The following is a 12,753-nucleotide window of genomic DNA, read 5'->3' as shown; positions in this document are numbered from 1 at the left end:
AATTATGTTACTGATGAATATAATAACGCAACTGATATAGATTATCATTTCGATATAAAGGATTTTACCATGAAAAAACTGCTAACACTTTCAGCTCTAGCGTGTGGTGTAATTGCCCCGACAGCAATGGCTGCGGAAGAAGTAAACGTATACTCTTACCGTCAACCTTTCCTTGTTGAGCCAATGTTCAAAGAGTTCACAAAAGAGACTGGCATTAAAGTAAACGTTAAGTTTGCTAAAAAAGGTTTAGCAGAGAAGCTGGCTCAAGAGGGCGAATACAGCCCAGCTGACGTTGTCTTAACTGTCGATATCAGCCGTCTATCTGAGCTAACTAAACAAGGTCTGGTTCAATCTGTAGAGAGCGATGTACTTGAAAAGAACATCCCAGCTCAATACCAAGATACAGATAACGAGTGGTTCGCTCTAACAACTCGTACACGTAGCGTTTATTCTTCACGTGAACGTGTTGGTCGTCTAGGTGAAGAGTTCACTTACGAAGATCTAACTAAGCCTGAGTTTAAAGGCAAAATCTGTACTCGTAGTGGCAAGCACCCATACAATGTTTCTCTAGTATCTTCGATGATTGCTCACAAAGGTGAAGTTGAAACGAAAGAATGGCTAGAAGGCGTAAAAGCAAACCTAGCGCGTAAGCCTCAAGGCAACGACCGCGCGCAAGTTAAAGCGATTAAAGAAGGTCTATGTGATGTTGCTCTTGGTAACAGCTACTACCTAGGTAAAATGGTTAATGATAAAGAGCAAAAAGCTTGGGCTGACTCTGTTTACATTAACTTCCCTAACCAAGAGACTACAGGTACTCACGTAAACATCTCTGGTATGGCAATGGCTAAATACTCTCCAAATGAAGAGAATGCCGTTAAGCTGATGGAATTCCTATCTGGTAACACAGCGCAAAGCATGTACGCAGAAGTGAACTACGAATACCCAGTGAAAGCAGATGTTAAACCTTCTGAGCTTGTTGCTTCATGGGGTGAGTTCAAAGCGGATACTATTTCTCTAGATGAAATTGCAAACCACCACGCGGCTGCAATCAAGCTATTAGACGAAGTTAAGTTCGATCTATAATTTATTACTGTAGGCTTCGGCCTAAGTAAAATGACAACCTCAAGTCGCCATTTTGGCTACTTGGGGTTGTTTGTTATTGGAAAATCACTTTTTGATACAAAGCACTCCGTTGATCCCTTGAGTTATTAGTATCTCACCTTGAAGTCATTAGAGTATATGGGTATAAATAACCCCACCATTAAAAGGATATGAGATGTATTTGCAAGTGCATTTGTGTTTCATTAAGCCTCGTTGTAGTTAGGCGATGAAAGAAAAGAATTATTTATGGAACACCAGTAGTGGTATTATTGCTGTATTACTGGTTTTACCGATCTTAGCGATTTTTATGACGGCTGTTGGAGAAACAGATGAGCTATTTTCTCATCTGATGTCCACAGTGATGCCTACCTATGCCTACAATACGGTGGTTTTAGTCATAGGAACCATGTTCCTGTCTTTAGTTTTTGGTATTCCGTCAGCTTGGGTTATGGCAATGTGTCGTGTCCCTGGAGAGCGCATTTTGCAGTGGGCACTCGTCCTGCCATTAGCAATGCCGGGTTATATTGTTGGGTATATTTTTACCGATTGGTTCGACTTTGCTGGTCCTGTTCAAGTGCTACTGCGAGACCTTACTGGGTGGGGGCCCGGAGAGTATTGGTTCCCGGATATTAGAACCTTATCCGGCGCTATTATCGTTTTGTCTCTCGTTCTCTATCCTTATGTTTATTTGCTGTGCCGCGCGGCATTTATGGAGCAAAACGTCTCCTTATTGCAATCCGCTCGTTTGCTAAAATGCTCACCTTGGGAAAGCTTCCGTCGTATCTCCTTACCACTTGTTCGTCCATCAATGGCGGTCGGTTTATCGCTTGTTGCGATGGAAACCATCGGTGACTTTGGAACCGTGAGTTACTTTGCGGTAAATACTTTAACGACTGCGGTTTATGATACTTGGCTAGGCTACTCAAGCTTAACGGCAGCAGCGAAAATATCGGCAATTATGCTGGTTATCGTGATCCTATTATTGAGCTCAGAGCGATACAGTCGCCGTAAGCAGAAGCTATTCCAGAATCAATTTAGCAGCCGTGAAGATTTTCGTTACAACCTCTCTGGTTGGAAAAAATGGCTGGCACTATTTTGGTGCTGGGGATTAGTTTGCGTTGCGTTCTTGTTCCCTCTTGGTCAGCTCATTATTTATGCCTACAAATATTTTGCTCAAAGCTGGACCCCTGAATTCAGAGAGTATGCCGTTAACAGCCTTTATGTGTCGGTGGTTGCTGCGATTATTGGCGTGATTATCGCGATGATTGTTAACTTCAATCAACGCGTTAGCCCGAGCAAGAAAAATCAGGCTTATATGCGCCTCGCTTCTATGGGCTATGCCGTTCCAGGCACCGTGTTAGCGATTGGTGTGATGGTACCTGTTTTGTTCATGGATCACTTAGTCAATGACATTGCGAAAGTGATGGAGTGGGGACGACCTGGTTTGATCTTCTCTGGTTCCATGTTCGCGCTAATCTTTGCCATGGTCGTGCGCTTCTCGGCAGTGGCAATTGGCAGTATTGAAAGTAGCTTGAGTAAAGTCTCCCCTTCATTGGATATGGCTTCCAAAACCATGGGTTGCAATACCAACCAGATGTTACGCCGTGTTCATTTACCTTTGATTAAACGTGGCGCATTGATCGCTGGCTTACTGGTGTTTATCGAATCAATGAAAGAGTTAAATGCGGCATTGCTGCTGCGTCCTTTTAACTTCGAAACATTGGCGACTTATGTTTATAACTATGCCTCAGATGAGCACCTAGAATTGGCGGCGATGCCTGCTGTATTATTAGTGTTGGTGGGTTTAATTCCTCTGATCATCGTAAACCGTTCCTTGGAGCAGAAAAACTAATGAGTTGTGCATTATCAATTAAAGATCTGACTTGTAAGTATGAGTCGCAAACCATTTTGGAAGCGCTCTCGTTAGAAGTTGAGCATGGTGAAATTGTTTGTCTTCTTGGTGCTAGTGGTTGCGGTAAAACGACCTTACTTAAGGCGATTGCCGGCTTACTTCCATTGAGTAGCGGTGTGATGAGTTTAAACTGTCAAACCATTGATGATGGCAAGAATTGGTTGCCACCAGAGCAGCGTAACATTGGTATGATTTTCCAAGATTACGCTCTGTTTCCGCACCTGACGGTAAACCAGAATGTTGGTTTTGGCTTGAAAGACCTTTCTGAGCAGCAAAAGAAAGACAAGGTTCAAGAGATGCTGGAGCTAGTTCACTTGGGTGAGTTTGGTGACCGCTACCCGCACCAACTTTCAGGTGGTCAACAACAACGTGTCGCAATTGCTCGTTCTTTAGCGTACAAGCCAGACTTATTGCTGTTAGATGAACCATTCTCAAACATCGATACTCAGGTTCGTCATGAGCTGATTTCTCAGATTCGTAAGATCTTTAAGAAGCAGGGTGTTACAGCTATCTTCGTTACTCATAGCCGTGAAGAAGCGTTCGCATTTGCAGATAAGATGGCAGTAATGAACCACGGTGTGATTGAGCAGTATGGTTCGGCATCTGAGTTGTATTTCCATCCTTCGAGTAAGTTCGTTGCAGACTTTTTGGGCGGCGGTAGCTACCTTAATGCACAGCGTATTTCAGAGCATGAATTTGAAACCAGTTTAGGTATGGTTGAAGCCAAACCGCAAACGGAGATTGAATTCGGTAATACGTGTGAACTTCTGTTAAGACCCCAGCATATCCAAGCAAGTTACGAGCAGGATAGTGCTATTTCAGTGCTAGAACAGCAATTTATGGGCGATCACTGTCGTTATGTAATCGAAGCGCATGGTCAGAAGTTGTTAGCAACCTCGTCAGAAGCACTTGAAGTGGGTATGCCGGTCAACGTAAAAGTCGATACCAAAGGCGTATTAGCTTTCTAACTAGGTACAACTCATAGTACCGTTAATTCTCGATGAATCATAAAAAAGCCCAGCACTTTAATCTAAAGTACTGGGCAAAAGTTCTTCATCTATAGGGCTAACAAGGCAGTGATTTGCTAAGTCCCATACAAGACTGCTGCGCTCTATAAGCCTATAGAGATAGGAAGTCTTTCACTTTTTGAAGAACATGTTCTGCAGTGTCTTTATCTTCCATTTCTGCGAAGATTCGTAGTAACGGCTCTGTTCCTGAGAAACGAGCAATTACCCAACCGCCATTCTTGAAGTACACCTTGGCACCATCTTCATAGCTGACTTTTTCAATTTCATATTCAAATTCAGGCAGTTGCTTCTCGACGTAGATCTTAGTGTAGAGCGCTTCTTTCTCTGAAGGTTTAAACTTACAATCGCCTTCTGCGGTGTAGGCATAGCCATATTTAGAGTAAATCTCATCAAGCAGTTCAGACAGCTTCTTGCCTGTCACACTGATCATCTCAACGAGTAAGCTTGAAGCAAATACGCCATCCTTACCTTTGATGTGACCACGAATGGTTAAACCACCCGAACTTTCGCCACCAATCAGAGAGTCATCGGCCTCCATTTGCGAACTGATGTGCTTAAAGCCTACAGGAACCTCAAAGCTCTTCTCACCATGATCTGCCGCCACTTTATCAAGTAGATGTGTGGTTGCGATATTACGTACTACAGAGCCTTTCCAGCCTTTGTATTCCAGCAGGTAGTAATAAAGCAGTAGCAGCACTTCGTTAGGGTGAATGAAGTGACCTTTCTCATCGATGATACCCAAACGGTCGGCATCGCCATCGGTACCAATACCAATGTCGTAACCTTCAGCCGCAACTAAGTGCTTCAAGCGATACAGCGTTGCAGCACTTGGCGAAGGCATCAATCCGCCAAAGTCTGGGTTTTTACCATCGTTGATTACATCAACATCACAACGAGCGCTGATTAACACGGTTTGCAGTGCGTTTTTCGCTACACCAAACATTGGGTCGATCAGGACTCTTAGGTTGGCTTGTTTAATCGATTCGATATCAATCGCGTTGATGATCGAGTCAACAAAGGCGTTCATCGGATTGATGATTTCAATCTCTTTGTCATTCAATGCTTGTTCAAAATCGACTCTGACAACATCTTCACTGGTCAGTGTCGAAATTTGTTGTTCGATCTTTTCTGTGATGATCTCGTCAGCATCACGGCCACCTTCAATGAAGATCTTAATACCGTTATAGTCTGCGGGGTTGTGAGAAGCAGTAATACACGCAGAGTAAACACACCCCATCTCTTTCGCTTGGAACATCACGATAGGAGTCGGAACGAACTTGTCGATAAAGCTCACTTTGATGTTGTTGGCTGCCAATACTTCAGCAAACCAGCACGCGGCTTTATCTGACAGGAAGCGGCGGTCGTAACCGATCACGAAGCCGTTCTTCGCTGCATCTTCATTATTGATGATGTTAGAGAGTGCTTGTGCCACTAAGCGGACGTTTTCTCTAGTGAACTCTTCACCAATAAACGCGCGCCAGCCGCCAGTACCAAATTTAATCATTAGAAAATCCTTTTAGTCTCACCACCTCAAGCCAGTAAAGACTTGAGATAGGAGCTGTTCATCAAATTAAGTGATTAGCCGAGTACAACGATAACTTCGTTTACGCTGCCTTCGGCTTGTACTGGGATTGCGCCTTCAATCTGCTCACCGTTAATCGTGATAGAGGCAGCGCCCTTACTTACTGCATTCGGGTTTTGAACGGTGATGTTGTAAGTTGCACCGCGCCATTGACGAGTTACCTCGAATTCTGGCCAATCCGTTGGGATACAAGGATCGACGGTTAAACCTTCAAAGCCTGTGCGAACACCAAGAATGAAGTTAGTTACCGCAAAGTACGCCCAACCCGACGTACCCGTTAACCAAGGGTGGTTTGCACGGCCGTGGTCTTGATGGTCTTTACCCATGATGAATTGCACGTACGAGTATGGTTCTGCGTAACGTGTTTCAATCATGTCGTTTTGGTTGTATGGGTTAAGTGCATCGTAGAATTTCATCGCACGGTCACCACGACCTAACTTAGCTTCTGCTACCCAAGCCCATGGGTTCGGGTGAGAGAAGATAGCGCCGTTCTCTTTAACGCCTTGGTAAACGCGAGTCACAAAGCCGATATCGTCGTTTGGTGTAGCAAACGATGGAGAGTTTAGGTGTAGGCCGTATTCAGAGAATAAGTTCTCATCGACTGCATCCATCGCTTTCTCGCCACGCTCTTGAGATACCGCGCCAGATAGGACCGCTAGCGTGTTTGATTCAAGGTGAACTCGACCTTCAGTTTGTTGAGCTGTACCAATCTTGTCGCCATTTTTAGTCAGACCACGGATGTACCAGCCACCCTCGTCATCCCAAAGGTGTGTTTCACAAGCTTCGCGAACGTTAGCTGCCATTTCAGTGTATTTAGTAACGTCAGCGTCGTTATTGCGGAACTTAGCCAGGTCTAAGAATTCTTGTAGAGCCCAGAAGTGTAGGAATGAAACCATTGAAGATTCACCGCCACCTAGGTTCAAACAGTCATTCCAGTCTGCGCGAAGACCCTTACAGATACCTGTTTGACCTACGTATTCTGCAGAGAAGTTAAGTGCGGCTTTCATGTGTTCGTAAACCGTTGCTTCACCACCGTCTGCATATGGAATCACTTCGTCAAAGAAATCGTGTTCACCCGTTTCCATCACGTACTTGATGATGGTTGGTACGATCCATAAGTGATCATCAGAACAGGTATCATCAATACCGTGGATCTTGTCGTCGTCTGAAGGTGTTGGAACAACCGTTGGTGATTTTGAAGGTTCAACGTCAGCTTTCTCTGGATCGAACCAGTCAGGATCGAACAAGTGTAGCCCGTAACCCGCTTTCACTTGGCCACGAAGCAGATCGATAATGCGTTTCTTGGTCATTTGTGGGTTGGCATGAGGTACTGAGATCGCGTCTTGCGCCGTATCACGGTAACCAAGTCCAGTACGGCCACCGACTTCAATGAAGGATGCAAAGCGCGACCAAACCACACAGGTTTCTGCTTGGTAAAGCGTCCACGTGTTGATCATGGTGTCCAAGCCTTCGTTTGGAGACTTAACTTGGAACTTGTTGCAGCGCTCGTCCCAGTGATCTTTGATGCCTTGGAATGCTGCGTCTACGTTTGCTGTGTCTTGGTATTTCTCACGTAGGCGCTCACCGTTGCCTTTGCCGATACCTAGTACATATGCAAAGCGAACCTCTTCACCCGGTTGAATCGTAAATTGCTTATGCAGAGAACCACAGTGGTTGTAACAAGTTTGCGCGCTGTTAGAACACTTGCCATTTTCAACCGCAATTGGGTTTGCTTCGTCACGGTACATGCCAAGGAAGTTGTCACGTTGTCCGTCGTAGCTGTCTGGCGAGAAGGTTGACGCTAGGTAGTAGAAGCCTTCAAAGTCGTTAGTGTTGTAGTACAAGTCATATTCCAGAACACCTTCTTTGTAAGACGTGCCCGCAGAGTACAAAGACATCTGATGGTTCTGGTTATCTGACTGAATGTGACTGAAAGAGAACTCAACAAATGAGAAAGTGCTGATGGTTCTTGGCTTGTCAGTGTTGTTCTTTAGGACTACATCCCACACTTCCGCATCTTCGCCCTTAGGAACGAATAGCGTTTTAGTTGCTGTAATGCCGCTGTATTCACATTTGAACTTTGAGTATGACAGACCATGACGAACTTCGTAGTTCGCTTCATCTAGGCTTTTTGCCACTGGTTGCCAAGAGATAGACCAGTAATCACCTGTCTCATCATCACGTAGGTAAACATAGTGTCCTGGACGGTCGAATGTACCGTTTGGACGGAATTTAGTAACACGGTTGTATTCCGGAGAGTTGTAGAACGAGTAACCGCCCGCATTGTGCGAAATCACGGTACAAAATTTTTCAGTACCTAGGTAGTTTGTCCAAGGTGCTGGTACATCAGGGCGAGTGATGACGTATTCGCGATTGTCGTTATCGAAATAGCCGTATTTCATTGTCATTTCCTTTTTAACAAACTGCATCTATGCAGCTAATTTTTTAAATAGTGATGCTGAGTCTTATCAAACTGAGCACCTTAATTTGAGTCAGCAACCGCTCGATGTGAGTGTCGCTTTGGTTTTGTTTTATTGAGCTTTCCAAGGGTTGCGATAGTCAACATTGAGTCTGTCGAGTAATGGCAAGTGCCCTTTAAGGCGAGATAGGTAATCTAGCCAGTTTCGGTTGTTTTTATGTGTCCAACATCCTTCAGCTAAAGCGCTAATTCTTGGGAATACCATGTAATCCATACGCTTTTGATTGGTGACGATCTCACACCATAGAGCACACTGAATTCCGCGGATCCGCTTACGAATTGGGTCGGTGTCGGATATTTCAGCAAGCGCTTCGTAGGTATAAGCTTGTTCTAATGGGATAACGGCAGCCCAATCTACGCCCGGCTCCTCCGGTGCATAATCTTGGGTCATGTCGAGGTAGGTAAACTGTGCCGGTTGCAGTACCACATCAAAGCCTTGGCGAGCGCAATTCACTGCAGCTTCTTCACTGAGCCACGAGTAGATGATGGTCTCTTTACTGACTTTGTCGCCGTGTTGTGCTTCTTCCCAGCCCACCATGCGCTTACCTAACTGCTTAAGCTTGTTCTCGGCATAGCGGAATAGATGGCCTTGTAGCTCTTTGCTGTCTTGATATTGATGTTCTTTCATCAGAGCTTGAGCAGCAGGGCTGTTGCTCCACACGCCCGGTGGTACTTCATCTGCGCCCATGTGGATCAATTCGCTAGGGAAAAGCTCTGCCACTTCTTCAATAACGGCATCTAGGAATTGGTAAGTACCCGGTAAACCTGGATTTAGCACGTTGTCGTTGTAGTGCTGAATGCTCTTGTATTGTGTGGTGTCTGCTTGCTCAACTAGCATGTCTGGCAGTGATTTGATCGCGGCGCGACAGTGTCCTGGGATATCGATTTCAGGAATAACCGTGATACTGCGCTGCTCAGCATATTCAATCACTTCACGAATCTGTTGTTGCGTGTAGAAGCCGCCATAATTGTCAGCAATGTGGGTGTATTGCGGTTCTAGTGCATGATCAGGGCCACGCCAAGCGCCGATTTCAGTAAGCTGAGGTAGGCTCTTAATCTCAATTCTCCAACCTTCATCGTCAGTTAGATGCCAATGAAAAACGTTGAACTTGTAGTGCGCCAGTTGATTGATTAAGCGCTTCACTTGCTCTACCGAGTGGAAGTGACGAGCGCAGTCCAACATCATGCCTCGGTATTTGAAACGAGGCTGATCGGCGATTTTGCAACATGGCACAGAGAAGTTCTCGGCATCCAGTTGTTGTACCAATTGAATTAAGCTTGCTACAGCGTGTGTGAAGCCCGATTGGCTACCTGATTCAACCATTATTTGTTGTGCCGTGACGGTGAGCTTGTACTCGGCTTCGTCTAACGTCGGGTTGCTGCGAAATAGAATGTCGCAACTTTCGTCTTTTGAAAGTTCAGTTGAAAGCGCGTTCGAAAGAGATAGTTCAAAGGTAGAAAGCAATTCTTGTTGCAGCCAAGATACCGCCTTATCAGCAAGGTGAGATTGAACCTCAATTCTGCAGTCGTTATTTAGCGCGAATCTACCTTGCTGAAATTCGATCTGATTCGGCTGAGGAATCAATGCCACTTCAGCTGCGCTTACTTCAGGAATTTGATTGCGTTCACGGTATGGCGAAGCCAGTACAATGGGTGATATCGCGACAGGCAGTACCGATGTTTCTCCATCATGATGTGATTGGATAAAGGCATCATTCAAGCCATCCGAATAGAAACGGAATGGTGCACTTTGAATACTGAATTCAAGGTAGTAATGGTTATTGGCCTTTAACACTGGCGAACTTGGTTTGAACGAGCAATAGCTTCCAACTTGAGTCAGTTCACCTTGCGATAAACTCTCAGGAAGGATGAATCGGTCAAAGGCAAAATGCAGTGACCAATCTTGTACGTCAAGATCACTTAAGTTATGTACCGTAAGGCCAAATCGGCAGTTATTTTTTTGTTCAGAAAGAACAGCTAAGTCGATGCGATAATTCATATAACTTCCCTGCTAAGCCTGTTGATACAAGTTGTGTTGTGGTTTCCCGGCAAACATCAATGCGCCTTCAATAGCGTCGAATTGAGGTTTAACTACCCATTGTTGTACTGGTGGTGATAGCCAGTTGAGAATACGCTCAGCGATACTTCCCATTAAGCACACCTTGTCAGCGCCTTTTCGATGAAGTGCCAAGACAAACATTTCGATATCAGCCGCGGTTTGCTTGAGCATCTCGATAGCCAGTTCATCGCCTTCGTTAGCGAGTTGAAAAATCACTGGCGAGAATTGGCCGTAATCCTTTGGAATCGCGCCTTTCGACCACTCCACAATGGCATCCACATCATTATTAAAGTGATTCATGACATGTAGAGTCAGTGGGGTTTTGCTGCGAATACCGTCTTCTGCAAGCAAGACTTGTTGAATCAAACGAAGGCCCATCACTGCGCCGCCGCCTTGGTCCGAAATTGGGAATTCACGACCGCCAACCACATGTTGCTCGCCGTTGTTCAGGTAGATACCACATGAACCTGTACCACCGATCATGATTGCACCGTCTTGGCCATTGTGAGCACCAATGCAAGCGCCGTAAGCGTCGGTATTTAGTGTCATGCTTGCGAAAGGGTGTGCTTGTGCCATGAAGTCGAGCCATGCTGATTTTTGCTCTGCGCCAGCCAGTGCAAGGCCGACATGCATATTGGAAAAATGATTTGAGTCGAGTTGCCCTTGCTGCGCCGCTTGATTAATCGCATCAATAATTGAGCTCATCGCAACATCTACACCTAAAAGGATGTTGGCACTGCCACTTTTCGCTTCACCAATGAGTTTGCCTTGTTCATCTCTAATTCGAGCTCGGCAAGAAGTGCCTCCACCATCAATACCTACGTAGTAAAGAGTCATGATTATTGCTCCTTACACTGTGCTAAATGGTTGAACTGTGCTGCTGTTGCCAGTAAGTACCACGCGCCATGAGGAATCCATTGTTCGCCCCAGCGCCAGTTTTGTAGCATGTCGTCTTTTTGAGCTGGTGGATTGAATGCGATGTCTTGTTCATCGTCAAAGCCCGCCGTGATGCCGTTGCAGATCCCGCCTTTCGCATTAAAGAAACCAAGCTGAGGTAGGTAATCTGGGTTGTTATGGCCATGACCATCAAGCATGCACATATGGTATGGGTTGAGGCCCAAGATCCAATCCAGGCTGTTTTGTGAAAGCTGGGTTAAGCGCTTTTGAAGGTCGGCATCTTGAATATGTGGTTGAACTAAGTACGCCATGGCCGCAATTGAGCCAAGACGCGCGTTTTCGCCTTGCCACCAGTAGCCTGTTTCGTTCTGTTGAGCGACAAAGAAGGCATCGCGCTTATCACCATCGACAGACTTAACGTATTGTCTTGGGTAGCCAAACGGGTTGATGACTTTGTCGGTAATATTGATTTCGAACTGACATGCTTTTTCAACAACCGTGCGCGCTTGTTCTTTCAGTTCTACACTGGTTTCATTGTCGATGTACTCGCACAGAGCAATCACTGGAAGGCCAGCTTCAGCTGCATGGAAATAAGGGCGAGAGCCATCAGAGTTTGCCGACCAAAAATTCGAAAATGAATCATCGGATTGCTGACGAGCGATCAAGCGACTCGCCCAAATTCTTGCTTCTGATAGATATTGAGAATCTTGTGTAACTCGGAACAACTCGTTGGCAGCGAGTAGGGCGCAATACTCATCGATGATGTTCTCTTCACCGTCATTTAGGTATTGCAGATTGTTCTCTTTTAGATGCCAGTAACCTTTCGCAGCTGTATCAAGATAGGTTTGGCTAGAGTAACTGCCAGAGGTTTCAAGTTCAGAAGCTGCGGCCAATGCTGCAATAGCAACACCGGCACCTTGTCGATAGCCCGCTTGCAAATCGGTAGACTTATGACCTTCTTGAGTGGCATAAGCGCAGATGTCGCGCTGATTGATATCTTTGCTCCATTTGTCGAATACCGTCATATAGAAGTATCCGTCAGCGTCTTGCATACGCACTAAAAAGTCGGTACCGAACAGAGCCTCTTCCGTTAGACGAGTCATGGAAAATTTTGGGAAGTCTGGGTTATGGCTAGTTAAGCGCACGCTTTTAAGCATGTTCCAAACAACCATAGGAATCTGTTGTGGGTTGAGGTAGTTGCCATAAGACAGGTGGCTAAAGTACTTGCTTACATCACCTGATGCATCGTACCAACCACCATGGACATCGACGTATCTGTCGGTGCCGAGAATTTGTGCTTGTCGATCTTTCTTGTCAAAAGTACCGCCACAACGTTGAGACTTAAAGTAATGAAGCACATCAGAAAATGTGTGGTTCATTAGTAGGCTGTTGCCAATCTCAAACACTTCTGAACGTAGGTTATCAAAGCGCAGATAGTAGCGACCCGATTCGGTAAATGAACTGAAATCGATTGTGAAGAATTGTCCTTGATGCCAGTTTGCTACGCGGCCTTGTTTTACAACATCAAAGTTGCCCACAGTAATGTGGTTGTCGGCACATACCAAAAGTGCAGTCGTACTCGATAAACGAGCCTTTTTAGTTTGTAAGATCGCCTGCTTGGGAGCCGAAGATTCGTAGCCAATATGGTTGGTCAATAACAGCATCAATGTTCTCCAAAGGTCCTAGTTTCTTTTG

Annotated in this window: 8 protein-coding genes; 3 read left to right on the top strand and 5 right to left on the bottom strand. The window is 45.4% G+C overall.

The window, feature by feature from the left end; all coding sequences use genetic code 11:
* Nucleotides 1-69: 69 nt before the first annotated feature.
* The 3 genes from OQJ75_RS01485 (at nt 70) to OQJ75_RS01475 (ending at nt 3,981) form a co-directional block, all read left to right on the top strand.
* Complete coding sequence (locus OQJ75_RS01485; protein ID WP_265970589.1) at nt 70-1,083, top strand: Fe(3+) ABC transporter substrate-binding protein; 1,014 nt, start codon at nt 70-72, stop codon at nt 1,081-1,083.
* A 244-nt stretch (nt 1,084-1,327) separates the two neighbouring features.
* Complete coding sequence (locus OQJ75_RS01480) at nt 1,328-2,953, top strand: ABC transporter permease (protein WP_260811003.1); 1,626 nt, start codon at nt 1,328-1,330, stop codon at nt 2,951-2,953.
* The gene (locus tag OQJ75_RS01475) at nt 2,953-3,981 is read left to right on the top strand and encodes an ABC transporter ATP-binding protein (protein WP_265970588.1); all 1,029 of its coding nucleotides are present in this window, start codon (nt 2,953-2,955) and stop codon (nt 3,979-3,981) included. Before OQJ75_RS01480 ends, OQJ75_RS01475 begins: the two co-directional genes overlap by 1 nt.
* A gap of 151 nt (nt 3,982-4,132) precedes the next feature.
* On the opposite strand, the gene OQJ75_RS01470 is transcribed toward OQJ75_RS01475, so the two are convergent.
* From OQJ75_RS01470 to OQJ75_RS01450, 5 genes are all read right to left on the bottom strand, one after another.
* The gene (locus tag OQJ75_RS01470) at nt 4,133-5,545 is read right to left on the bottom strand and encodes a phosphoglucomutase/phosphomannomutase family protein (RefSeq protein ID WP_017108736.1); all 1,413 of its coding nucleotides are present in this window, start codon (nt 5,543-5,545) and stop codon (nt 4,133-4,135) included.
* Nucleotides 5,546-5,619: 74 nt separating this feature from the next.
* Nucleotides 5,620-8,025, bottom strand: a complete 2,406-nt coding sequence (locus OQJ75_RS01465; RefSeq protein WP_265970587.1) for a GH36-type glycosyl hydrolase domain-containing protein — start codon at nt 8,023-8,025, stop codon at nt 5,620-5,622.
* Nucleotides 8,026-8,154: 129 nt separating this feature from the next.
* On the bottom strand, nt 8,155-10,101 hold the full coding sequence (locus OQJ75_RS01460) for a beta-N-acetylhexosaminidase (RefSeq protein WP_265970586.1): 1,947 nt from the start codon (nt 10,099-10,101) through the stop codon (nt 8,155-8,157).
* 12 nt (nt 10,102-10,113) lie between these two features.
* Entirely contained in the window at nt 10,114-10,998 is an 885-nt protein-coding gene (locus OQJ75_RS01455) for an N-acetylglucosamine kinase (RefSeq protein WP_265970585.1), read from the bottom strand.
* 2 nt (nt 10,999-11,000) lie between these two features.
* Nucleotides 11,001-12,722: a glycoside hydrolase family 9 protein gene (locus OQJ75_RS01450; protein WP_265970584.1), complete on the bottom strand. Its 1,722-nt coding sequence runs from the start codon at nt 12,720-12,722 to the stop codon at nt 11,001-11,003.
* Nucleotides 12,723-12,753: the final 31 nt, after the last annotated feature.

Origin of the sequence: Vibrio sp. 14G-20, assembly GCF_026241515.1 — a bacterium.
Taxonomy (GTDB): Bacteria; Pseudomonadota; Gammaproteobacteria; order Enterobacterales; family Vibrionaceae; genus Vibrio.
Note: the sequence above shows the minus strand (reverse complement) of the source record. Positions and strands in the feature narration are given on the sequence as shown.

Excerpts from the sequence above, each read along its gene's own strand:
- OQJ75_RS01485 (WP_265970589.1), top strand. The coding sequence starts at position 70 with ATGAAAAAACTGCTAACACTTTCAGCTCTAGCGTGTGGTGTAATTGCC.
- OQJ75_RS01480 (WP_260811003.1), top strand. The coding sequence starts at position 1,328 with ATGAAAGAAAAGAATTATTTATGGAACACCAGTAGTGGTATTATTGCT.
- OQJ75_RS01475 (WP_265970588.1), top strand. The coding sequence starts at position 2,953 with ATGAGTTGTGCATTATCAATTAAAGATCTGACTTGTAAGTATGAGTCG.
- OQJ75_RS01470 (WP_017108736.1), bottom strand. The coding sequence starts at position 5,545 with ATGATTAAATTTGGTACTGGCGGCTGGCGCGCGTTTATTGGTGAAGAG.
- OQJ75_RS01465 (WP_265970587.1), bottom strand. The coding sequence starts at position 8,025 with ATGAAATACGGCTATTTCGATAACGACAATCGCGAATACGTCATCACT.
- OQJ75_RS01460 (WP_265970586.1), bottom strand. The coding sequence starts at position 10,101 with ATGAATTATCGCATCGACTTAGCTGTTCTTTCTGAACAAAAAAATAAC.
- OQJ75_RS01455 (WP_265970585.1), bottom strand. The coding sequence starts at position 10,998 with ATGACTCTTTACTACGTAGGTATTGATGGTGGAGGCACTTCTTGCCGA.
- OQJ75_RS01450 (WP_265970584.1), bottom strand. The coding sequence starts at position 12,722 with ATGCTGTTATTGACCAACCATATTGGCTACGAATCTTCGGCTCCCAAG.